Origin of the sequence: Campylobacter sp. CFSAN093259, from assembly GCF_012889985.1 — a bacterium.
GTDB classification, from domain to species: domain Bacteria; phylum Campylobacterota; class Campylobacteria; order Campylobacterales; family Campylobacteraceae; genus Campylobacter_D; species Campylobacter_D jejuni.
Window position 1 is genome coordinate 934,396 of the sequence record NZ_CP040617.1, and the last position, 21,533, is coordinate 955,928.

The following is a 21,533-nucleotide window of genomic DNA, read 5'->3' on the forward strand; positions in this document are numbered from 1 at the left end:
TTTTACCTTTCTAAATGTTTTTTAACTTTTTCATAAGCTTCGTTGATTTTTTGAAATTTCTCTACGCCGATTTTAAGCTCTTCTTCGCTAACATTGTTTGCATTTAAAATATCAGGATGGTATTTTTTTGCCAAATTGCGGTATTGTTTTTTTACCGCATTTAAATCCGCATTATTTGGAAGTTCTAAAATAGCAAAAGCTTCATCAAGACTTAATTCTTTTTTAGTACTTTTTAAATTTGAAAGACTTGCTATAAAAGCGTCTAGTTCGCTTTTTGCTATATCAAAGGCTTTAGCGATTTGCTCTAAAATTTCACGCTTTTTAGCATTAAAATCTGCATCGATTAAAGCCATAAAAACAAGCACACGCAAGACATTAAAACGCTCATTTTTAGGCAAAGGCACTTCTTTTAAAAAATCTTTTGCCACATAAAAAGCATCGCTTAAATTTTCTTTATGTTCGTTAAAACTTGCTTTTAAAAAAGCTCTTTCTTTTTCATCTTTGGCATTTGCATCTAAAAGATCTTTGATCATTTCAGCTTCATTTTCACTTACCCTGCCATCGCTTTTTGCAATTTTTGCCAAAAGTGCGATAACATAGTAATTCATACGCCTTTTAAACTCATCCATTCTTTCTTCCATAACCCCACGAGCAAAACCCTTAGCAAAGCCTTTGGCTCCTCTTGTAGCTGAGTTTAAAAAATCCTGTTTTCCCCAAGTTTTATAATACCAGTAAAACACCAAAACAACGAGTATAATTAAAACTAAAGTCATTGGATTTGCTCTTTAAAACTTTCAAAATAAAGCTTATCAAGTTCAGCCTTGCTTAACTCAATGCTATCAAGTTTAAAATGTTTTTGGCTTGTACTCACACCTAATTTATAAGCTTTTACTCCAAATTCTTTAGCTAAATTTAAAAAAGCTTCTTCATTTTCTTTACTAAGCCCTATTATAGCACGACTTGCACTCTCATCAAAAATCATTTTTTCATCATCAAAATCACTTGTTAAATTTGCACCCACACTAGAAATAGCAAACATTTTTGCCAAAGTCATAGCAATACCCCCTATTCCTACGCTATTGGCACACTCAAGTAAAGAATTTTGATTGGCTTTATAAAGCAAATCCCAAAGTGCAAGTTCAGCTTTATAATCAAGCTCTTTAAGACTTCCTGATACTTTTTTATCTTGGATTTTCATTACCATAGATCCACTAAATTCTCCTAAACTTTCACCCAAAAGATAAACGCTTAAATTTTCTTTTTCAAAACTAGCTTTTAGGGTTTTATTTGCATCTTCTAAAACCCCTACACTTACTATAGTAGGACTTGGATAAATACTTACGCCTTCAGTTTCATTATAAAGCGAAACATTGCCGCTTACTACTGGGGTATTTAACTCTTTACAAGCTTCTTTAATACCTTCGCAACCTTGTGCGAATTGCCACATCACTTCAGGATTTTGCGGATTTCCATAATTTAAACAATCGCTTATTGCCAAAGGTTTAGCCCCCGTACAAGCAACTTTTCTTCCTGCAGAAGCTACTGCTAAAGCTGCTCCTATTTTAGGATTTACATAATTTAAGCGTGAATTACATTCTATAGCCATAGCCACACTTGCACCATTTTCTTTGATACGAATAACACTAGCACCTAATCTTCCATCAGCTTTTATGGTATTGGTTTGCACACTTGAATCAAATTGATCATAAATAAAAGCTTTATTATTAATATTTTCATTTTGAAGCATTTGTATAAAAAGCTCTTGAACGCTTGATTTTAACTCAAATTTATAATTTTTAATTTCACTTAAATATTTTGGTTCACTTGTAGGGCGACTTAAAATCGGCGCTTTTTCACTTAAAGGCTCGATAGGAATAAGTCCTACAAGCTCATCATGCCAAAAAAGCTCCATTTTTCCTGTATTGGTAACTTCACCCATAACCACAGCATCTAAATCCCATTTTTTGAAAATCTCTATAACCTTATCTTCATAGCCTTTTTTCGCACAAATAAGCATTCTTTCTTGAGATTCGCTAAGCATTAACTCATAAGGAGTCATACCGCTTTCACGCATAGGAGTTTTATCTAAGTAAAGTTTCATGCCACTGCCACTTCTTCCTGCCATTTCAAAAGAACTTGAAGTAAGCCCTGCAGCACCCATATCTTGAATACCCACAATATAATCGGTTTTAAAAAGCTCTAAACAAGCCTCCATAAGAAGTTTTTCACTGAAAGGATCGCCAATTTGCACTGTAGGACGCAAAGATTTGCTTTCTTCATTGAAGCTATCACTTGCCATAACCGCTCCACCAAGTCCATCACGCCCTGTTTTTGAACCCACATAAATCACAGGATTTCCTACACCTTCAGCCTTAGCATAAAAGATATCTTCACTTTTACAAACCCCTAAAGCAAAGGCATTAACTAAGATATTTCCATTAAAACACTCATCAAAAGCACATTCTCCGCCTATAGTTGGCACACCCATGCAATTTCCATAATGAGAAATTCCATTTACCACGCCTTTAACAAGGTATTTTTGATGTTTGCCGCATTTTTCATCATGAATATCGCCAAATTTTAAAGAATTTAGCCCCGCAACCACTCTTGCACCCATAGTAAAAACATCACGCAAAATTCCCCCTACTCCTGTAGCCGCACCTGCAAAAGGTTCGATAAAACTAGGGTGATTGTGACTTTCCACTTTAAAAACCGCTGCCATACCTTGCCCGATATCAATAACCCCTGCGTTTTCACCTGGACCTTGAATCACCCAAGGTGCTTTAGTTGGAAAACCATTAAGATATTTTTTACTGGATTTATAAGAGCAATGCTCACTCCACATCGCAGAAATAACCCCAAGTTCTAATAAATTTGGCTCACGTCCTAAAATTTCTAAAATTTGTGCATATTCTTCATCGCTGATTTTATGTGCTTTTATGGTTTCTTTATCCATTTCTATCCTTTCATTTTCCTAAACAAAAATTACCAAACATTTCGTCTAAAATTTCATCTCTTTGAAAATCTTTGGTAAATCTTGCAAGTTCATTAATAGCTAAATTAAGCTCAAAAGCAAAAAACTCTAAAGAACTTTCCTCTAAAAGCCCCTTAGCTCTAAAAATCGCTTCACTTGAAATTTTACAAGCATTAATAAGATCTAAAGAACTTACCATAATACCTTCGCTATCAAAAGAATTAAGATAATTTTGCAATTCTTCTTTTAACAAAGTAATGTCTTTTTGAGCACTAAGCTTGATAAAATTTTTATTTTGAGTATTTTTGAAAACATTTTCTAAATCACTTTTATTTAAAATCCAAAAGATTTTTTTATCAGTATTTGCTAATAAGTCAAAAATTTTCTCATCTTCTTTATCTTGCACTCTTGAAGCATCAAAGACTGCCAAAATAATATCTGCATCTTCTAAACTTTTTTTACTTAAAGCTACGCCGATTTGTTCTATAACATCTTTACTTTCCCTAATACCCGCTGTATCTATAATGCGTAATAAATGCGTTCCTAATTTAAAGTTCTCTTCTATAGTATCACGAGTGGTGCCTGCTATATCTGAAACAATAGCTCTTTCATAAGAAAGCAAGGCATTTAAAAGCGAAGATTTGCCTACATTTGGCTTACCTACAATAGCGATTTTAAAACCTTCTATGAGTCCTTTTTTGCTTTGAGAAAGCGTATAAATTTCTTTTAAAATTTTAGAATTTTCTTCACACATAGTAGAAATTTGCTCTAATAAATCAGAAGGTAAATCATCATCAGCATAATCAATGCTAGTTTCTACAAAAGCCAAGGTTTTAACCAAATCTGTGCGAATTTTTTCTAAAAGTTCTCCTAAGTTTCCTTGCATGTTGCGTGCTATAATTTTAGCTGCAAGTGCAGATTTTGAAAGTATGAGATCTTGTATATTTAAAGCTTTTAAAGGAGTCATTTTGCCATTTAAACACGCTCTTTTGCTAAATTCCCCTGCTAAAGCAAGTCTTGCTCCTAAACTCACAAGTTCTTCGAGTAAAACTTCACTCACACTAAATCCTCCATGAGTTTGAAACTCTACTATATCTTCCCCTGTAAAACTATAAGGGGCTTTAAAATATATCATTATAGCTTCATCGATAATTTCATTATTTTGATTAAAAAGTTTTGTAAAAGTAGCATGGCGCGGGGTAAGTTTGGTTTTGTGGCTAAGCTTTAAGGCAAATTCTAAAGCCCTTTCACCGCTTAATCTTACAATAGAAATCGAACCCACACCATGAGCTGTGGCAATAGCCGCTATAGTATCACTCATCTTTTTTGAAAAAGTCGTTTATTACAACAAATCTTTGATCATTATTTTGCTTAATTCCTACATACTTATCTGGAAATTCAGCTCTTAACTGCTCTAAAGCGATTTTTATCAAAACCCCATCTAAAGGTTTGGTTTGTCCGCGTCCATGAATTTTAATTTTTTCAATCACGCTTTGTAAATAAAGCTGCATACCTTGAATTTGATTTTCTAAAAATTGAGCGATCTCAAGGCGCACTAAAAGATTATATTTTAAATTGATCCAATTATGCAAAAGATAAGAAATAGCCTTGTAACGATGTGCTTCTTTGCCTATCATCAAAGCAGCATCTTCCCCATCCAATCGAATCAAAACACAATCTTCATCATACATTCTAAGTTCACTAAGCTCTATTTTAAACTGGGAGCTTTCTAAAAGTTTTACAAGCTGAATACGAATCTCATCTAAAATATCCTGAGTATTACGCACTCCTTTGCTTTCTCGATGAAAACTATCAAAAATTTCATCACTTTTTACTGTGTATTTTTCTTTTTGACTTTTATTTTTTTCATTTTTTATTTCAATCTTGTTTTCTTGTTTTGGCTCATGTGTTTCTGGTTTGTGATTTTTTGAACTTGTAAATTCTTTTTTAGGATTTTTTTTCAAAATCCTTTTTTTTGCTTTAGCCTCTATAATTGCCTTTTTTCTTCCAAATCCAAAAAAACCTTTTCTTGGATGCTGAATAATCTCATATTCTAAGTCCATCACAGAACATTCTAAACTTCTTGAAGCTTCTGTTAAGGCACTTTGAAGATCAATGGCTTCGATTTTCATTTTTCATGCTCCGCTTGTTTTTTTGTGATGTTCTTTAGCAAATATTTTATTGATAACCCATTGTTGAACCAAAGAACAAAGGTTATTTACAAACCAATAAAGCGTAAGTCCTGCTGGGAAAGTGATAAAGAAAAAAGTAAAAATCACTGGTAAAAATTTCATAATCTTAGCTTGCATAGGATCTTGTATAGTCATAGGTGTAATAAGCTGTTGTAAAAACATCGTTGCACCCATTAAAATAGGCAAAATAAAATAAGGATCCATTACCGATAAATCATGTATCCAAAACGCCCAAGGAGCTGCTTTTAGCTCAATAGCATTAAGCAAAACGCGATAAATAGCAAAGAAAATAGGAATTTGTAAAAGTATAGGCAAACAACCACTCATAGGATTTGCACCATGTTTTTTATAAAGCTCCATCATGTGCATATTCATTTTTTGTGGATCGCCTTTATAACGCTCTCTAATATCTTTCATTTTAGGAGCAAGATCTTTAAGTTTATTCATAGAAATCATAGACTTATAAGTTAGCGGGAATAAAATAATACGCACAATTAAAGTCATCACAACGATAGCCCAACCCCAATTTCCTATATACTGATGCAAGAAATTCAAAAACTCAAACATAGGCTTAGCAATAAAAGTAAACCAACCATATTCAACAACTGCTTCAAGGCGTGGATCTATACTTCTTAAAATCACATGTTCTTTAGAGCCTATATAGCCCCCTGCTTTAAATTCATTATCACTATAAGCAAAAACTATAGGGTTTTGATTAGCATCCTTGCTGATTGCCACATTTAAAGGTTTATCAAAATTATAAAAGAAAGTTGCATAGTATCTATCAAAAGCCGAAGTCATTACGACATTATTAGCACTTTCATCCTTTTCTACATCTCCATCTTTATAAGTTTCGATGGTTTCTTTATTATCCATTACCAAAGCACCATGAACTGTATAACTATCTACGGCAATATTTGGACGATATCCTGGACTTATAAAATAATTTGCATTCTTGCTGAGTTTAACTTCTATCTCATAATTTCCTTTTGGATAAAAAGTAATATCTTTTTCGATTTTCAATCCAGAAAGATTTTGAGTGAGTTTTAAAACTTGACTTCCATTTTCATCAACAAAAAGATTGCTAGCGTTAGCAACATAAGGAATTTTAAAAGCCTCTGAGTTAATACTTGGATCACTAAAACGCATTTCTAAAGGATAAGGACTATTTTCCTTGCTAACAAGATTTATAAATTCTCCTTTCTCATTTTGGTATTTTCTATCTTTTAAATAAAAAGCAGAAATTCTACCAAAAGAGTCAATTTGTGCTTCAAAATGCTTGCTTTGAACCTTAGATATCACACTATCTTGCGAAACTAAAGCCGCACTTGGAGTATTTGTGGTGGCATTTTGTATATTAGGAGTGTTATTTATGCTTGTGTTTTGTTGATTTTTTTGTGTAATGTTTTGTTCTATTTTTAAAGGTTGCTTTGGAATGAAAAAATAATCATAAATAACAAAAAATAAAAAAGAAATCACAACAGCTAAAAGTATACGCTTTTGCTGAAAAATATTATTTGAATTATTCACTGATTTGTCCTTTTAAAGATGATTTTTATAAGATAAAAACTTTTATTTTTATAAGGTATATATAAAAAACAAAGTTGTTTTTCTGCTAAAAATATAGGCTTAAAACATAAATTTATAGGATAAAAATTTTTAGAAACTCTAGGATAATCAAAACCCCCTTTAAAAAAAGGGTTGCATCTTAAAATTCTAAAAAAAGTAGAAAAAAAAGCTAGAAAAAAATTCTTTTTTTGAAACTGCCAAAGCGCATACTCAGAACAACTAGGATAATACCTACAAACAGCGGGTTTTAAAGGGCTTAAGAATTTCTGATAAAAACGGAGTATTTTTAGGCATATCATTTGAAACATTCTAGTTTTTTCAATCCCCATTTTAGATTTTTTTCTAACCTAGAAAAAGAAAGTTCAGTGATTTCATTTTTAGCTACAAAAATATATTTGCCATCTTGAAGATATCTTTCAAACTTAGCAAACAAAGCTCTTAAAATTCGTTTTGAACGATTTCTAACCACTGCTTTTCCAACTTTTTTACTAGCAACAACTGCTATTTTTTTTTCATAACTATTCAGATAAAAAATGATCACACCTTCGCAATGCCATTTTTTGCCTACTTTATATACAGATGAAAATTCCTCGTTTGTGCTAAATTTATCAAAATTTTTCACACAGCAAGTCTTTTTCTACCTTTAGCGCGTCTTGCATTGATCACTTTGCGACCATTTTTAGTTTTCATACGAACACGGAAACCATGAGTGCGTTTTCTTGGAGTACCATGCGGCTGATAAGTTCTTTTCATTTGATTTTTCCTTAAAAAATTATAAAATAAACTTGTATTTTATCTTAATCTTACTTATAAATTGCTTTTGATTAAGAGTAATTTTTAAATTCTTTTGATAAATTTTGAAATTATTTTTAAAAGGTTAAAAATGTCAGAATTTAAAATTATTGATTTAAGACAAGAAGATTTAGATATTTTACAAGAAATGATCATAGAATTTGCAAAATACGAAGATATGTTAGATTTTCTTCAATGCACGAAAGAAAAACTGGAACATTCTTTACTAAAAAATAAATTTGCTCGTGCTTTTTTGTTAAAAGAAAATGAAAAAACTATAGGCTATATGATTTATTTTTATACTTTTTCGTCTTTTTGGGGCAGCGGTGGAATTTATCTTGAAGATATTTATATACGAGAAGATTTTCGTAAAAAAGGTTATGGAAAAGCTGTTTTTAAATTTTTAGGAGAAATTTGCAAAAAAGAAAATTTAAAAAGACTCGACTGGGTTTGCTTAAATGATAATATTTTAGGTATTAATTTTTATGAAAGTTTAAACGCTAAACATCTTAAACAATGGAGAAATTATCGTCTAAGTGGAGAAAATTTAGAAAAATTATGTGATTTATGATAAGAAGTCTTTATTATTTAAAAGCTATGGGATTTAACTTTGTTGATACACATACAAACCACTTTGAACAAGTACAAAATTTTCAAGAATTAAAACAACTTGTTTCATCTTGCACCTTATGCCAATTTTCCAAAACAAGAAAATTTAGTCTTATGGAGCCTAAGATAAAAAATGCCAAATTGCTAATTCTTGATGTTTTTGGGCAAAAGAGTGAAAATGAAAGCGGAATTTTACTTAATTCAAAAAAAGGTGAAAAATTAAAACACTATATTTATCAAATTTTAGGGCTTTGCGATGAAGATTTTTATTTTTCTTATTTATTTAAATGTTTTTGTAATGGAAAATTTGATGATTTTTCGCTACAATCTTGCTTACCATTTTTCTGGAACGAACTAAAACTGATTCAACCTGCTTTTTTACTTTGTCTAGGAGAATATACATTTAAAAGCTTGGGATTTAAAGATTATCACATTTTAAAAGGTGAAGTTTTTGCTTATAAAAATTTTTTCATAATGCCAAGTTATGATTTAGATTTTATAGAAAAAAATCCAAGTTATGAAAAAAATTTTATACAAGATTTAAAAAAAATTAAAGGATTTTTATGAAAAAAATATTTTTAATATTTTTCTTATCTTGCTTTTTGCTTAATGCAAAAGAGCAAAAATTAGTCGATGTAAAACCAGTTGAAAATTTTTATCCTAAATTAAGCGTTCAAGAATGCAACACAAATTGTCTTTTTGATCTTTTAGAATCAAGATTGTATCTTAGTTTTTTAAGTGAATTTGCAGATCAAAACGATCAATTTTTATCTAATGTTTATGCAAAATTATTAAATTCCATTACTGATTTTGAAAAAAATGTTCAAAAAATTACTTCTGTTAAACTTGCGATAATTATCCCAGAAAAAACCATAAAAAGCTACTCAAATACTATAATAAATTCAAGCATAGCCTATCTTTTAAGACAAAGAGCTGAAATCAAAGTAAAAGTTTTTTTAACCGGCACAGAAGATAATGATAAAATTCGAGCCGCGCTTGATGCAGCACAAGCTCAAGGATATCAGTATGCCATAGCTGGATTTACCTTAAAAGGTGCTAATGAGTTGAAAAATTACTCAGGAAATATGAAAATTTTCATACCGACTATCCATAAAAACAACATACAAATTTCAAATCAAAATATTATTTTTGGAAGTATTGACTATGATGCTCAAATTGCCACACTTTTAAGCAAATCAAATGCTAATATCGCAATATTTAGCGATGGCTCTGCCTTATCAAGCAATCTAAATTCAAGAATTCTTGCTCAAAATAATAATGCTAGAATATATACCATAGAAGGCGAGAAGCTTGATTTTAGCAGGCTTTTAAGATCACAAGGTGGAGTTAATAATGCCTCAATATTTTTTAACACTCCATTGATCAAAACAGCTCTAGCAAGTTCTCAGCTAAGAATTTATAACATTCATCCTTATGTGCTTTTATCCACTCAAATCAACTATAATCCAACATTTTTAAGTTTAACACAACAAGGAGATAGAGAAAATTTTATCATTGCTAATTCTATCAATAACCACGATGATAACCTAGTCTATCTTAATGAAATTTTTAATCAAAGTATAGATTATAACTGGATTGCTTATGCTACTAGTATAGGAGTTGATTACTTTTATACCGAATTCTTAAATAAAAAAAGCGAAAGTTTATTTGATGAGAAAATCAAAAATTCTCAAGTTGATTACAAAGTGCGTCTTATGCAAGGCAAACAAGCAAGCTTTGAAGAATTAAAATAATTCTTCAAAGAGCTTTTTTAACTGCATATCCATTCTAGCTGGTTTTTCGTTTTTAATAAAAGCTAAAGTTAATTCCATTTTAAAAAGCAAAATTTCATCTTTATAAATTTCTTGTAAAATTTCCACAGAAGCATTTTTGACTTCTAAAATTTTTGTTTTAATCTCTATCATATCTCCAAGTTTTGCAGGTTTTAAGAAATTGCAATTTGCTTTTGCAAGCAAAAAATGTCCCTTAGACGCATCAAAAATATCTACTTTTTTATTGAAAAAAATTTCACTTCTTGCTCTCTCGCAAAATTTTAAATAATTACTATGATACACCACTCCACCCGCATCAGTATCTTCATAATACACACGCATTTTCATCGCTTTACCTTAAAAAATATTTTACATTTAAAAAACATTAGATTATACAACGGAAATTCTTTGATATCGCTTTTTAGTTTATATTAAAAAATTCCGCCCAATCTTAATTTAATAAAGCTTTTTAACTTCACGGGGAGGGGGTATAGAGAAATTTTGTTTTAAACTTTCTATTGTTACCTTCTTAAGCATCAACGCTTTTGCAGCCACTCAAGCAAATACTACAGACAATCGAAATTTCAATATTCCAGAGCATTATTTTAATGATAACGAACTTTATGATAAAACCAATTCTACTTATAAAAAACTCCAAGGTATAAATTATTATGCTAAGAGTTCTAAACAATATATTAACAATATTACTTTAATATATAACAATCCTAAACCAAATATTACAAATATAAACGATTTAAATTTTAAACATTATTTACTTACTCCTGATATGAGAGAAGATGAAGTTCTTTCTTTTAAAGCAAGGCATGGTGTTAATACAGCCGGTCATAGTATAAAAACAGTTAGAGTGCTTCCTTTTTTAATCACAGCAAAAACCGATCATGCTGATGCAAGTTATAATAAACTTATATTAGAACAAGGAGAACTTAGTTCAGTTTTTTATCTTAAACCTAAAGATACTCATATAAAAAACCCTAGTAATTCTAAAAGCAATCAACGCATGAATTTCTTAATGAGTTCTACCTTTACTCATTATGGTAATGCAAGCTATAACCAAACCATACTTCAAAAAGATGCCCATATTAGTATGGGAGTTGAGAACACTTATGATTTAGCCTTAAATGGTGCTCCTTATTTAATCGGAGCTATAGCCACTTATGGAGATTCTACAAATAATAGTTTAAATATAGAAGCAGGTAGCAGTGTAGAGTTTTTTACTTCCTTACCTAAAAAAGATAAAAATGGTAATAATACCTTTGATGAAAGAATCACTCACCTTGTAGGTGGTTTAGCTTATCAAGGTAATGTAAAAAACAATAAAATCTTTATCAAAGATGCTAATATGATTATCCATGGTCCAAGCAAAGCTTATGCTAGTTTAGCTGCTGCTCATATTAGCGCAGGTTATATAGATAGTGGAACAGATAAAAACTTTCAAGCCAGTAAAAACCTTTTAGACATAGATGGTTTTAATCTTGATATGTATATGAACCATGATAAACAACCCTTAGCTTATAATTCTGTTTTATTTGCTGATTTTTGGGGTGGAAAAACCGAACAAGGACAAGCCTTAGATAATACTATCAATTTAAAAGATATTAAAAACCTAAAAAAAGATAAAAACAATGAGAACATTTTTGCTCAAGCTTTGTTTAACTTCTATGCAGGAGCTTCTAATAATGGAGAAGCAAATTATAATACCTTAAACATAGAATTAAAACATCCTTTAGAAATCGCTAATAACTTCTTAGGTTATAACCAACATTCTTTTTATGGTGGCTTTGCAACTAAAGGAGCTAATCATAATACCATTAACATTAAAAACGATCTTACCACAACCGATCTTTCTCAAAGCTATAAAGATGCTTTAAATATTGTAGCTGCTAGAACCTTAGAAGGCAGTGCGGATTATAATAAAGTTTATATTAATAATTCTATGTCAACCTTACCTGTATACATTTATACAGCTAAGAAAAACATTCTTAATAACCAAGACTTTTATCCTAGTAGTGCTAATAACAATGAAGTAGTGATTAAAGACTTTGCTTCTTTTAGAAATTTAACTGTATTAACAGAAGCTAAAGAAGCCTCTTATAATACTATAAATTATAACAATGTTCAAAGCATTACCGATGTAAGTAATATAGATAAAGGTTCTAAAATCATCATAAGAGCTTTAGATAAAGCCAATCATAATACTATAGATATAAAAAACTATTCTTCTAATGCAGCTGATAATGCTTATTTGATTATGGCTTATAATGAAGCTGCTTATAATAAAATCATTATCAATGATACTTTATTTGGTGTAGCTTCAGATAAAAGAGAAGGAATTTTAAGTATTATAGCTGGACTTTCAAACAATGCCCATGATAATACCTTAATCATAAACAATCTTAATCTTGATGAGTACAAAAATAACAATTCTATTTTTATAGCTCCTTCAGCCATTACAGGTTTAAGTGAAGCTAAATCTTATAATAATACCTTATATATAGGTGGGAATTTAAATATATTTAAAAACACTTTCATAGATATATTAGCAGGAGCGTTGGTGCATTATGAAGATAATTATAGTGCTTCTAATGCTGCAGCTCCTTCAGATATCAGTTTAAGTAAAAACAATAGACTGATTTTAAATACTAAAGTTGAAGCTAGAATTATTAATAACTTTGAGCATTATTATCTTATTGTATCCAATAAAATCAACACAACTCCCCTTTTGAAGTCATACGATGCTCCTATTAATATTTCTAGCTAGGGAGTATTAGCTCTTTACACCCTCAAAGAGTAATACCCTTATATTAAAAATAAAGAAATCTTAATCTTATAAAGTGAGCAAGGTTTTATAGATGAAAACTCTAATATTTTAAATCAAGAAGAACTTCAAAGCTTTATTGAAAAAATGCAAAAAACAAAGAAGATTTTAAACTAAGTTCTATAGATAGATTAGAAAATATGAACCTACAAAAGCTTTCTTATGAAGCAAGAATATCTCAAGATGACAAAAACATTTATGCAAGGATAAAATAAATCATTCCTATTTTTAAGATAGGAATGATTTATTTGTATTTTTATAAATATAAACAAAAGATTCTTAAATCTTAATCTTACAAAAAGGAGCAAGTCATGAAAAAGTTAAATAAACTTTCTTTGTCTTTAGTTGTAGGTTCTTTACTTTTTACACAAAGCTATGCTTTACCAAGTGGGGGTAAGTTCACTCATGGAACAAGTGGAAGTATAAGTGTTAGTGGTGGTTTTAATATAGCAAGTAATGAAACTGTAAATTTTGGACAAGGAAAAACTAACCAAAATTATTTAAATATTGTCTATGGTTCTAAAAGCTCTCATTATAGATGGAACACTCAATAGTGGAAGCAATAATATCTTTTTAATCAATCCTAATGGCATAGTAGTGGGTAAAGGTGGAAAAAAATTGTTCTGTCTGCTTCATCAATAGGTGATAAGGAGATGAAGGAGTTTACAAAAGATGGAAAACTTTCAGCATTTAAAGGAAATCCTAAAACAATATCACCTGTAATTAAATCCAATGCAGGAAATGTTATAAATTTAGAAACTATAACGGTAGGAGAAAGAGTTGCTATGGCAGGCAATCAAGTTTCAAATATGAAATATGGTGGCACTGATTATGGTAAATTCATTTTTACAAATAAAAAAGAACAATCCAATACCGTCTATCTTAATGTCTATAGTAATGATACATTTGTCATTCGTGGTCCTGCATCAAATACAATAAAAAAGAAGACTCTGTAATATTGAGTATAAGATCTAATAAAGGCTTAACTGGACCAGGAGGAGATCCAACAGACACAATAGGCTATAAAGAAACTAGCGATCTTATTGCTAAAGATAACATCTCAAATGAAGTTTTAAATTCTATATTTAATGACTTGAAATTTAATTCTAGTGTTGATATTAGCGACTTAAGTAAATTTTATAAAGATGGAAAAATATTAACAGCTGATGAACTAACAAGCATTAATCAAAGTATGGATTTTATTACTGCTTTATATGGACAAACTCAAGATAGCAATAATGCAACATTTGCAAACGCTTTAAAGGAAGTATTGGGAAATTCTTATGGTGATCTAGGAAAAGCTAAACAAGCCATTATTAAAACAAAGGAAATTCTTTCTCAAAATTCCTAAAATGACCGAAGGGCAAGAAAACGCTCAAAAAACTTACGATACTGCTGCAAATGCTTATAATGAAGCAGTTAAAGCTTACAATACAGCTCTAAGTGGTATAACAGGTAATAATGGCGATAAAGTTATTGCAGGTTTAAAACAAGCTGTAGATAAAGTTTCTAGTGATTTACAACAAGCTACAATAGCTCTTCAAATCGCTACAGCGAGTACTAATTCTAGTTTAGAAAATTCTAATAAAACCTTAGCAAGTGCGAGCATAAATGGAACTAGTCATCTTACAGTCAATGAAAATATAGTGCAAACTATAAGCCAGTATCCATTATAAATTTAGGATCTAACAACTCCAACAACAGAAACGATGGAACCGATTCAGGTGATATTAACAATAGCAACAACAACGGTTCTAATAATAACCCAAATGATACCATAGGACAACAAGAACCTGGCATTGCTACAGCTTTTTATACAAACTACAGATGAAGATCCAAATATCAATGAAGATGATAAACAAGCAAGTATAGATGAAGCCAGTACTCAAGAAAGTGGTAATGTTGTATAGTATCGGATAATTTTAAAGCAGGAAATCCTTGCTCAAGATGATTAAAATCCAAAAGGTTAAAAGCCTTTTGGATCTTGTTAAAAAATTAAAAAACAAACAAAGTTTAAAGATTAAAAATCAAACAAACACTAAGGAAAATTTAAATAAAACGCATTATCTTACTATCTAGTTTAGCTATCTTAAGCCTTTATGCTAGTGATACTAAAGATAATAAAAAACCATACAAATGTTAGAACAATCTCCTTATAAAGAAGATGCTAACTCAAAAAACTACAACAACACTTTAAAAGTAAAAGATGGAGTGATTATCATAGATCATTCTAATACTAGTGATGATAATAATTCAAAAACCATCAACACAAAGAAAAACACTCAAAAAAATCAACCTAACTTGTCTAATGATAATACTTTAAAAACTAAAACCCCAAATTCAAACACTCCTTCTTTAAAAAATACTTCTAAAGAAGAATCAATTCATAAAGTTAGCTTTAGCTTTCATATTACCAATAAAAACATAAACTTTAAAGATCTAGGTTTAGATGAGCAAGTTTTACAAGAAGCCTTAAACGATTACAAAAAAGAAAGTATTTCAGTTCAAGACTTACAAGATATAGCCAATATCATTTCTTATTATGTTCAAGTTAGTGGTTATCCTGCTGCTACAGCTTATATCCCACAACAAGAACTAAAAGATCAAATTCAAATCAATATCACCTTAGGTGTTTTAGGTAAATATGTGGTTCAAAACAATTCTAGTGTAAGAGATTATGCTATAGAAAGTAAATTACCTAATCACAAAGGTGAAATCATCACTACTAAATTAGTAGAAGATGCAGTTTATAAAGTCAATGAAATGTATGGCATACAAACCCTTGCTTCTTTAAAAGCAGGAGATAATCCAGGTGAAACAGATGTAGTGATAGAAACTACCCCTAGTGATAGCTTTGTTTCTGTATTGTTTTATGGGGATAATTACGGTATAAAAGAATCAGGCAGATATAGGGGTGGTGCCAGTATGAGTTTTAATAACATAGCTCATCAAGGAGATAGTCTTAATGCTTATTTGCAAAGAAGCGATGAAGCACAAACTAACTATAGTATAAGCTATACTACTTTCTTAGGGAATTTAAAAATCACTCCAAGTTATTCTAAAAGAAACTATGCTTTAGGAGGAGCTTATAAAAATGCAAACTTTATAGGAACTTCTGAAAATCTAGGTATAGATTTAAAATATCCTTTGTGGATTACGACTTATAATTCTTTTTATTTAACTTCAAGTTATTATCATAAAAAGCTTAGTAATTCAAGATTAAATATCATGACTATAGATAAAAGCTCTGATACGATAAGCTTTAGTATAGAAGGAGTTTATAATGGCATTAGTAATGATAGTTTTTCTTATAGTGCTAATGTAAGCTATGGTAATGTTAAAGATGGGGGAACTACTATATTAGGAATGAGTTCTAAAACAGATGGAGATGGCTTTGGAAAATTTGCTAAACTCAATGTCAATCTTAACAATGCTTATTTCTTTAATGATACTTTTACTCATCTTTTTAGTTTAAATTATCAACAAGTTGTCAATGGAGCTACATTAGATAGTAGTGAAACTATATCTTTAGGAGATCCTTATGGAGTAAGGGCTTATAATAATGGAGATGGAGAAGGAGATAATGCTGTAGTGGCTAGCTTTGGACTTAGAATGGCTACTCCTTTAAAAGATTTTTATATCACTCCTTTTTATGATATAGGTTATTCTTGGTATGAGAATGATTCTAAACTATATAGAGCAAGTGAAACAAACTATATGGATGCTTATGGTTTACAACTGCTTTATAATAAAACAGGGAATTTTTATGTCAAGCTTGATTTAGCTAGAGCTTTAAAGAAATATAAACTAGATGATGATTATAGTTCTAAAGCTTATGTAAGCTTTGGGAAGTATTTTTGAGTTTTTAAAAATTTATTTTTGATCAAATACTTAATGCATATGAGATTTATATTGCCATAAAAGCTTTTAATGTTATAATTTAGCATTAAAAGCAAATGTCAAGGATAAAAATGCAAGAAAATTTACTTGAAAAACAATTTCTAAATCACCCTTTATACGCTAAAATTCAAGAACTTAAAGCTCTCAATCTTGCTTGTAATTTTTCTTTAGGCGATAGCGTGAATTTATCTACAAATTCTCAAGCCAAAGATGAAATCTTAGCTATAGCAAAAGAACTTAAACCATGGAGAAAAGGTCCTTTTAAAATAGACGATCTTTTCATCGATACAGAATGGCAAAGTTTTATTAAATTCAACATTCTAAAGCCTTTCATGAACGAAATTTCTCAAAAATGCGTTGCTGATATAGGCTGTAATAATGGTTATTATATGTTTAAAATGCTTGAATTTAATCCTGCAAAACTCATAGGTTTTGATCCTTCTATCAAATACCGTTTGCAATTTGAACTCATTAACGCTTTAGCTAAAACTCCTATAAAATACGAACTTTTAGGCGTAGAAGATCTTCCAAGCTATAGCTTGAAATTTGATGTGATTTTCTGTCTTGGGGTGATTTATCATAGAAGTGATCCTATAAAAATGCTAAAAGATTTAAAAGCAGGACTTAATAAAAATGGAGTTGTTTTTTTAGATACCATGTATATAGAAGATGAGAGAGAAATCGCTCTTGTGCCTAATAAAACTTATTCTAAAATTCCAAATATTTATTTTGTACCAAGCATTAGTGCATTAAAAAACTGGTGTGAAAGAGCAGGATTTAAAGAATTTGAAGTTTTGGCTACAAAAAAAACCGATGAAAACGAACAAAGAAAAACAGAATGGATAGACTCTTTTTCGCTGGAAAATTTCTTAGATCCAAAGGATAAAAATCTTACCATTGAAGGCTATGAAGCACCCAAAAGAGTTTATATACGCATTAAAATATAAATTCTTTTTATTTTTTGCCGATATTGAATTTTAGATATTTTGAAGTAGATAAGTAGAATTTAAAGGTTAGATATGGCAAAAAAAGATAATTTTGAAGAATATGCACAACTTGAAGAATACGCATCTGCAGAAGATATATCTCGCGTTAGAGCAGAATTACTCACTTGTCCTGAATTAAACACCTCACTTGCTGGAACCATTATCGAAATTGATAAAAACTATGCCAAATCAATTTTAATAACCACAAGCGAAATGGTAGCAGATGATCAAGGATTGATTTTTGATGCCTTTATTTTCGCTGCAGCAAACTATGTAGCACAAGCCTCTATCAATAAAGAATTTTCAGTGATTATTGGATCAAAATGTTTTTTTTATGCTCCGCTTAAATTAGGCGATGTTTTAGAACTTGAAGCTCATGCACTTTTTGACGAAACCTCCAAAAAAAGAGATGTAAAAGTGGTTGGACATGTTAAAGAAGTTAAAATGTTTGAAGGAACGATACAAGTTGTTAGCACCGATGAGCATATATTTAAACTCAAGCGTCCGCCACTTAACACTGTTAAACCTACAGAAAATCAAGAACAAGGTGCCAAAATCAACAATCCAGAAGCCGTAGCAGCTGCATTAATGGCCTCTGTGGGTGGAAAATAATCAAGGAGTCATTTTAATATCTACCCAATTTTTTGGGCAATCCTTATGATAAGTTCCGCTTCCATCATAATACTCTTTACAATCATCATAAAAACGATTTGAAATCCCTCTTTCATTTACAAAACATCCAGAAATTCCTAAAACTAATAGCACCATTAAAGTATATTTTTTCATGTTTTTCCTTAGAATTTATTGTGTTTTCTCCATTTATAAGGCTCTATAGGATTACTCTCTTTCCAAAGACCTAAATGATTTTTCTTAGCATTTTCTTGTTCTTTGGTATAAGCGTTACTATAGTAAGTATCAGCCCAAGCATAGCCTTTGCTTACCAAAAATCGATTAATATCAACATCATTAAGCTTTACAATAGCAACAATTCTACCATAAGTATCTTTATTTTTATAAATAATTTCAACTTGTTTGCCACTTAAAATTCTACTTAAAGCTTCTTTTGACTGCTTTCCAAAACTTTGTTTAAGTTCTGGTGCATCTATACCGAAAAATCTTATTCTAGCGAGTTTGTTTTCATGATTAACTTCTATAGTATCTCCATCAATAATTCTAACTACTTTTCCTTCAAAACTAGAATTTTGGGCAATATAGTTCTGGATAAAAACAACTACAAGAGTGAAGATTAATACAGAAAAAAGTTTTTTTGGATCACTTAGTAATTTTCTCAGATTAAATATTTTTTTATAATTTATTCTCATTTTTTAATCATTTTGCCTTTAAATTTTAAAAAATATGCCATAATTTTATCAAAACAAAGGAGATAAAATGCAAAATGTTATAGAAAATTTTAAACAATTATGCAAAATTCCTCATTGCAGTTATGAAACAGAACAAATGAAAGAATTTTTAAGCTCTTACGCCAAAGATAAAGGCTTTAAGGTGAGTGTAGATAAGGCAGGAAATATCCATGCCATAAAAGGCAAACCAAAAATTTGTCTACAAAGCCATTATGATATGGTCTGTATGGGCGATGCACCAAACTTAGAAGTTTATGAAGAAAATGGCTTTTTAAGAGCCAAAAATTCAAGTCTTGGTGCAGATAATGGCATAGGTATAGCCATCATGATGAGTGCTATGGCTGAATTTGAAAATTTAGAATGTCTTTTTACAAACGATGAAGAAGTAGGACTCATGGGAGTGAATTTACTCGAGCACACTTTAGAATCTAAAATGCTTTTAAATTTAGATCATGAAAGCGATGATGAGATCATGATAGGCTGTGCAGGTGGAGTAGATATAGAAGCAAGTTTGTCTTTTAATACCCTTAGAAAAAAGGGTAAAATTTACGAGCTTTGTGCGCAAAATTTTAAAGGTGGACACTCAGGCATAAATATCATACGCAATGAAAAAAGTTCCATCAAAGAAATGGCTAAATTCATACAAGAAAATGAAGGAGAAATCATTTCTTTTGAAGGCGGAGAAAGAATCAATTCTATACCTAAACACGCCAAAGCTTTAGTGCATTTTAAAGATGAAGTAAAGAGTAATAACTGGATAAAATGCGAATTTAAAGAAGAAAATGAATTTGAAATTTGCGATCAAAGTAAAAAACTTTTAAGCCTTATAAATTCTTTCACTCATGGAGTTAGAGCTTATGATGAAAATCTAGATATAGTTCAAACAAGCATTAACCTAGCTACTTTAAGAATGCAAGATAACCAAATCAAATTCGCACTTTTTGCAAGATCTAATATACTTGATGGACTTAAGCAAGTAGAATTTGAAACTTTAGAATTTTTCAAAGCTTTTGATTTTAAAATAAGAAGTTTTAATTTCTATCCACCTTGGGAAGGTAAACCAAACGCACTTAGCGACATGGTTTTTAAAGCACTTAAAAAAGTATCGCCTAATGCCAAAGTTTCAGCTATCCATGCAGGGCTTGAGTGTGGCATTATAGAGAAAAAACAAGAGCTTTTATGCGCTTCTATAGGCCCAAATATCCATAATCCTCATTCAACTGATGAGCATTGTGAAATCGCTTCAGTTGAAAAAATATCTAAGGTTGTTTTTGAAGTTTTAAAAGACAATGCTTAATTCTTTAATCTTACTTCTTGCAAAAACGCGTTTTAACAAAAACACGCAAAGCAAGGAGCAAGATCCCACTATAGCAAGATAAATACCTAAATACTCTTTATAAAAAGCATTAACTATAAAAGGGGTTAAAAAACCTAAAATCGCATAAGAAATATTATAAGCAAAACTAAGCCCGCTAAATTTAAGTTCGCTTTTAAAAATTTGCGTCATAAAAACAGGCGCGAAAGTAATAATACCTTGTGCAAAACAAGCCAGTAAAAAATAAAATAAAAAATTCTCATCATAAAAACCAAAAAGCATACCAAAGATAATAAAAGCTATACTAAAAATAGAGCAAATTTTATAGCTTCCCCATTTGCTTGCTAAAAAACCTTGAAATAAAGCTCCAAAAATCACCGCTAAAATAGCAAAATTTTGCACCCATAAAGCAGAAGTTTTACTCATAGCTAAAAGACTTTCAAAATACTTAGGCAAAATCATCAAAGTTGCCACACCGCTTGTTAAAACCATGGTCATTAAAAAACAAACAAGCATACTCATTTTATGAGTTTTCAAAGCTTCAAACAATGGAAAACTTAAAATTTTCTTTTCATTTTGAACTTTTATAAATTCTGGAGTTTCGCTGAGTTTATTTCTTAAAAACAAAGCTAAAATTCCAAAAAATCCTCCTATGATAAAAGGAATTCTCCAAGCATAGCTTTGAACTTCTTCTGGGGTAAAATAAGATCTTATGCCCAAAGTGGCAATATTTCCTAGCAATAAACCTATGGTTAAAGTCGCTGAAATAAAACCAAGAGCCAAAGGAATTTGACGCCCTTTAACAAATTCGCTCACATAAATCCAAGCTCCGCTCACCTCAGTTCCAACGGCTAAACCTTGCAAAATACGAATAGTAAATAAAATCAAAGTAGCAAATATACCTATACTTTCATAACTTGGTAAAAAAGCTAAAGCAAAACTAGGCAAAACCATCAAAAGCATAGAAATATAAAAAATATTCTTTCTTCCATATCTATCAGCAAAATGTGCCATCACAATAGAACCAAAAGGACGCGCTAAATAAGCAGCACCAAAGGCTATATAAGCATTTATCTGCATCCAAAAAGCATCATTTTGCGGAAAGAATACCTTAGCAAAAATATCCAAAAAAAAGGCAAAAAGCACAAAATCATAAAATTCTAAAATTCCACCCAAAGAAGCATAAATAATATTTTTGTATTTTTTTTGCATATTTTATCCTAAATC

At 30.4% G+C, this 21,533-nt stretch carries 25 protein-coding genes; 13 read left to right on the forward strand and 12 right to left on the reverse strand.

What is annotated here, in order from left to right:
* Positions 1-2: 2 nt before the first annotated feature.
* Genes FBF20_RS04955 through rpmH form a run of 8 tightly spaced genes read right to left on the reverse strand, consistent with a single transcriptional unit; the run spans position 3 to position 7,488 of the window.
* Positions 3-773, reverse strand: a complete 771-nt coding sequence (locus FBF20_RS04955; RefSeq protein ID WP_002853334.1) for a DnaJ family molecular chaperone — start codon at positions 771-773, stop codon at positions 3-5.
* Positions 770-2,956, reverse strand: a complete 2,187-nt coding sequence (gene purL / locus FBF20_RS04960; RefSeq protein WP_002853351.1) for a phosphoribosylformylglycinamidine synthase subunit PurL — start codon at positions 2,954-2,956, stop codon at positions 770-772. Before purL ends, FBF20_RS04955 begins: the two co-directional genes overlap by 4 nt.
* 10 nt (positions 2,957-2,966) lie before the next feature.
* On the reverse strand, positions 2,967-4,295 hold the full coding sequence (gene mnmE / locus FBF20_RS04965) for a tRNA uridine-5-carboxymethylaminomethyl(34) synthesis GTPase MnmE (protein ID WP_002853397.1): 1,329 nt from the start codon (positions 4,293-4,295) through the stop codon (positions 2,967-2,969).
* Entirely contained in the window at positions 4,288-5,106 is an 819-nt protein-coding gene (locus tag FBF20_RS04970) for a Jag N-terminal domain-containing protein (protein WP_002853389.1), read from the reverse strand. Before FBF20_RS04970 ends, mnmE begins: the two co-directional genes overlap by 8 nt.
* A 3-nt stretch (positions 5,107-5,109) precedes the next feature.
* Positions 5,110-6,696 carry a membrane protein insertase YidC gene (gene yidC, locus FBF20_RS04975; RefSeq protein WP_002853384.1) on the reverse strand — a complete coding sequence of 529 codons (1,587 nt, stop codon included), beginning with the start codon at positions 6,694-6,696 and terminating at the stop codon, positions 5,110-5,112.
* The gene (gene yidD / locus FBF20_RS04980) at positions 6,693-7,034 is read right to left on the reverse strand and encodes a membrane protein insertion efficiency factor YidD (RefSeq protein WP_002890569.1); all 342 of its coding nucleotides are present in this window, start codon (positions 7,032-7,034) and stop codon (positions 6,693-6,695) included. The genes yidC and yidD overlap by 4 nt, the downstream gene beginning before the upstream one ends.
* Positions 7,031-7,357, reverse strand: a complete 327-nt coding sequence (gene rnpA, locus FBF20_RS04985) for a ribonuclease P protein component (RefSeq protein ID WP_002853349.1) — start codon at positions 7,355-7,357, stop codon at positions 7,031-7,033. The genes yidD and rnpA overlap by 4 nt, the downstream gene beginning before the upstream one ends.
* Positions 7,354-7,488 carry a 50S ribosomal protein L34 gene (gene rpmH, locus FBF20_RS04990; RefSeq protein ID WP_002776864.1) on the reverse strand — a complete coding sequence of 45 codons (135 nt, stop codon included), beginning with the start codon at positions 7,486-7,488 and terminating at the stop codon, positions 7,354-7,356. Before rpmH ends, rnpA begins: the two co-directional genes overlap by 4 nt.
* Positions 7,489-7,618: 130 nt before the next feature.
* Between rpmH and FBF20_RS04995 the strand changes: the two genes are divergently transcribed.
* The 3 genes from FBF20_RS04995 to FBF20_RS05005 are packed head-to-tail and all read left to right on the forward strand — an operon-like array spanning position 7,619 to position 9,890.
* On the forward strand, positions 7,619-8,098 hold the full coding sequence (locus FBF20_RS04995; RefSeq protein WP_002853404.1) for a GNAT family N-acetyltransferase: 480 nt from the start codon (positions 7,619-7,621) through the stop codon (positions 8,096-8,098).
* Complete coding sequence (locus FBF20_RS05000; RefSeq protein WP_002853338.1) at positions 8,095-8,703, forward strand: uracil-DNA glycosylase family protein; 609 nt, start codon at positions 8,095-8,097, stop codon at positions 8,701-8,703. The genes FBF20_RS04995 and FBF20_RS05000 overlap by 4 nt, the downstream gene beginning before the upstream one ends.
* Complete coding sequence (locus FBF20_RS05005) at positions 8,700-9,890, forward strand: hypothetical protein (RefSeq protein WP_002853393.1); 1,191 nt, start codon at positions 8,700-8,702, stop codon at positions 9,888-9,890. Before FBF20_RS05000 ends, FBF20_RS05005 begins: the two co-directional genes overlap by 4 nt.
* Here FBF20_RS05005 and FBF20_RS05010 read toward each other — a convergent pair.
* A complete protein-coding gene (locus FBF20_RS05010; protein WP_002853400.1) occupies positions 9,882-10,256 on the reverse strand; it encodes a thioesterase family protein in 375 nt (124 codons plus the stop codon). The genes FBF20_RS05005 and FBF20_RS05010 overlap by 9 nt on opposite strands.
* 142 nt (positions 10,257-10,398) lie before the next feature.
* On the opposite strand from FBF20_RS05010, the gene FBF20_RS05015 reads away from it, so the two are divergent.
* The 9 genes from FBF20_RS05015 to FBF20_RS05040 all read left to right on the forward strand — a co-directional run bounded on the left by FBF20_RS05015 (position 10,399) and on the right by FBF20_RS05040 (position 18,242).
* Positions 10,399-12,687, forward strand: coding sequence for a hypothetical protein (locus tag FBF20_RS05015; protein WP_010891897.1), 2,289 nt, complete (start codon positions 10,399-10,401; stop codon positions 12,685-12,687).
* A 368-nt stretch (positions 12,688-13,055) separates the two neighbouring features.
* Positions 13,056-13,298 carry a hemagglutination domain protein gene (locus FBF20_RS08960; RefSeq protein ID WP_002853396.1) on the forward strand — a complete coding sequence of 81 codons (243 nt, stop codon included), beginning with the start codon at positions 13,056-13,058 and terminating at the stop codon, positions 13,296-13,298.
* A 99-nt stretch (positions 13,299-13,397) separates the two neighbouring features.
* A complete protein-coding gene (locus FBF20_RS08965) occupies positions 13,398-13,700 on the forward strand; it encodes a hypothetical protein (protein WP_002853370.1) in 303 nt (100 codons plus the stop codon).
* Positions 13,701-13,702: 2 nt separating this feature from the next.
* Positions 13,703-14,095 (forward strand): hypothetical protein, encoded by a 393-nt coding sequence (locus tag FBF20_RS08970; protein ID WP_002853377.1) that lies wholly within the window; start codon positions 13,703-13,705, stop codon positions 14,093-14,095.
* Between the two features lies 1 nt (position 14,096).
* Entirely contained in the window at positions 14,097-14,420 is a 324-nt protein-coding gene (locus FBF20_RS08975) for a hypothetical protein (RefSeq protein WP_002853350.1), read from the forward strand.
* Positions 14,421-14,682: 262 nt separating this feature from the next.
* Positions 14,683-14,823: a hypothetical protein gene (locus tag FBF20_RS05025; protein ID WP_002860721.1), complete on the forward strand. Its 141-nt coding sequence runs from the start codon at positions 14,683-14,685 to the stop codon at positions 14,821-14,823.
* A gap of 57 nt (positions 14,824-14,880) precedes the next feature.
* Positions 14,881-16,605, forward strand: a complete 1,725-nt coding sequence (locus tag FBF20_RS05030) for a ShlB/FhaC/HecB family hemolysin secretion/activation protein (protein WP_002890579.1) — start codon at positions 14,881-14,883, stop codon at positions 16,603-16,605.
* Between the two features lie 95 nt (positions 16,606-16,700).
* Complete coding sequence (cmoB, locus tag FBF20_RS05035) at positions 16,701-17,591, forward strand: tRNA 5-methoxyuridine(34)/uridine 5-oxyacetic acid(34) synthase CmoB (RefSeq protein WP_002864121.1); 891 nt, start codon at positions 16,701-16,703, stop codon at positions 17,589-17,591.
* 72 nt (positions 17,592-17,663) lie between these two features.
* Positions 17,664-18,242, forward strand: coding sequence for a hypothetical protein (locus FBF20_RS05040; RefSeq protein WP_002853367.1), 579 nt, complete (start codon positions 17,664-17,666; stop codon positions 18,240-18,242).
* On the opposite strand, the gene FBF20_RS05045 is transcribed toward FBF20_RS05040, so the two are convergent.
* Positions 18,243-18,416 (reverse strand): lipoprotein, encoded by a 174-nt coding sequence (locus tag FBF20_RS05045; protein WP_002853385.1) that lies wholly within the window; start codon positions 18,414-18,416, stop codon positions 18,243-18,245.
* Positions 18,417-18,424: 8 nt separating this feature from the next.
* Positions 18,425-18,952, reverse strand: a complete 528-nt coding sequence (locus tag FBF20_RS05050) for a thermonuclease family protein (RefSeq protein WP_002853387.1) — start codon at positions 18,950-18,952, stop codon at positions 18,425-18,427.
* A gap of 67 nt (positions 18,953-19,019) precedes the next feature.
* Here FBF20_RS05050 and FBF20_RS05055 point away from each other — a divergent pair, with 67 nt between their 5' ends.
* Positions 19,020-20,288: a M20/M25/M40 family metallo-hydrolase gene (locus tag FBF20_RS05055; protein ID WP_002853369.1), complete on the forward strand. Its 1,269-nt coding sequence runs from the start codon at positions 19,020-19,022 to the stop codon at positions 20,286-20,288.
* Here the strand turns inward: FBF20_RS05055 and FBF20_RS05060 are convergent.
* Positions 20,271-21,518, reverse strand: coding sequence for an MFS transporter (locus FBF20_RS05060; RefSeq protein WP_002853379.1), 1,248 nt, complete (start codon positions 21,516-21,518; stop codon positions 20,271-20,273). The genes FBF20_RS05055 and FBF20_RS05060 overlap by 18 nt on opposite strands.
* Positions 21,519-21,533 lie beyond the last annotated feature (15 nt).

Coding starts and splice junctions, on each gene's coding strand:
- FBF20_RS05000 (WP_002853338.1), top strand. CDS start 8,095: ATGATAAGAAGTCTTTATTATTTAAAAGCTATGGGATTTAACTTTGTT.
- FBF20_RS08965 (WP_002853370.1), top strand. CDS start 13,398: ATGAAGGAGTTTACAAAAGATGGAAAACTTTCAGCATTTAAAGGAAAT.
- FBF20_RS04970 (WP_002853389.1), bottom strand. CDS start 5,106: ATGAAAATCGAAGCCATTGATCTTCAAAGTGCCTTAACAGAAGCTTCA.
- FBF20_RS05050 (WP_002853387.1), bottom strand. CDS start 18,952: ATGAGAATAAATTATAAAAAAATATTTAATCTGAGAAAATTACTAAGT.
- FBF20_RS08960 (WP_002853396.1), top strand. CDS start 13,056: ATGAAAAAGTTAAATAAACTTTCTTTGTCTTTAGTTGTAGGTTCTTTA.
- FBF20_RS05060 (WP_002853379.1), bottom strand. CDS start 21,518: ATGCAAAAAAAATACAAAAATATTATTTATGCTTCTTTGGGTGGAATT.
- FBF20_RS08975 (WP_002853350.1), top strand. CDS start 14,097: ATGACCGAAGGGCAAGAAAACGCTCAAAAAACTTACGATACTGCTGCA.
- FBF20_RS05055 (WP_002853369.1), top strand. CDS start 19,020: ATGCAAAATGTTATAGAAAATTTTAAACAATTATGCAAAATTCCTCAT.
- rpmH (WP_002776864.1), bottom strand. CDS start 7,488: ATGAAAAGAACTTATCAGCCGCATGGTACTCCAAGAAAACGCACTCAT.
- FBF20_RS04995 (WP_002853404.1), top strand. CDS start 7,619: ATGTCAGAATTTAAAATTATTGATTTAAGACAAGAAGATTTAGATATT.
- cmoB (WP_002864121.1), top strand. CDS start 16,701: ATGTCAAGGATAAAAATGCAAGAAAATTTACTTGAAAAACAATTTCTA.
- yidD (WP_002890569.1), bottom strand. CDS start 7,034: ATGATATGCCTAAAAATACTCCGTTTTTATCAGAAATTCTTAAGCCCT.
- FBF20_RS05030 (WP_002890579.1), top strand. CDS start 14,881: ATGTTAGAACAATCTCCTTATAAAGAAGATGCTAACTCAAAAAACTAC.
- FBF20_RS04955 (WP_002853334.1), bottom strand. CDS start 773: ATGACTTTAGTTTTAATTATACTCGTTGTTTTGGTGTTTTACTGGTAT.
- FBF20_RS05040 (WP_002853367.1), top strand. CDS start 17,664: ATGGCAAAAAAAGATAATTTTGAAGAATATGCACAACTTGAAGAATAC.
- FBF20_RS05010 (WP_002853400.1), bottom strand. CDS start 10,256: ATGAAAATGCGTGTGTATTATGAAGATACTGATGCGGGTGGAGTGGTG.
- FBF20_RS05045 (WP_002853385.1), bottom strand. CDS start 18,416: ATGAAAAAATATACTTTAATGGTGCTATTAGTTTTAGGAATTTCTGGA.
- purL (WP_002853351.1), bottom strand. CDS start 2,956: ATGGATAAAGAAACCATAAAAGCACATAAAATCAGCGATGAAGAATAT.
- FBF20_RS05005 (WP_002853393.1), top strand. CDS start 8,700: ATGAAAAAAATATTTTTAATATTTTTCTTATCTTGCTTTTTGCTTAAT.
- mnmE (WP_002853397.1), bottom strand. CDS start 4,295: ATGAGTGATACTATAGCGGCTATTGCCACAGCTCATGGTGTGGGTTCG.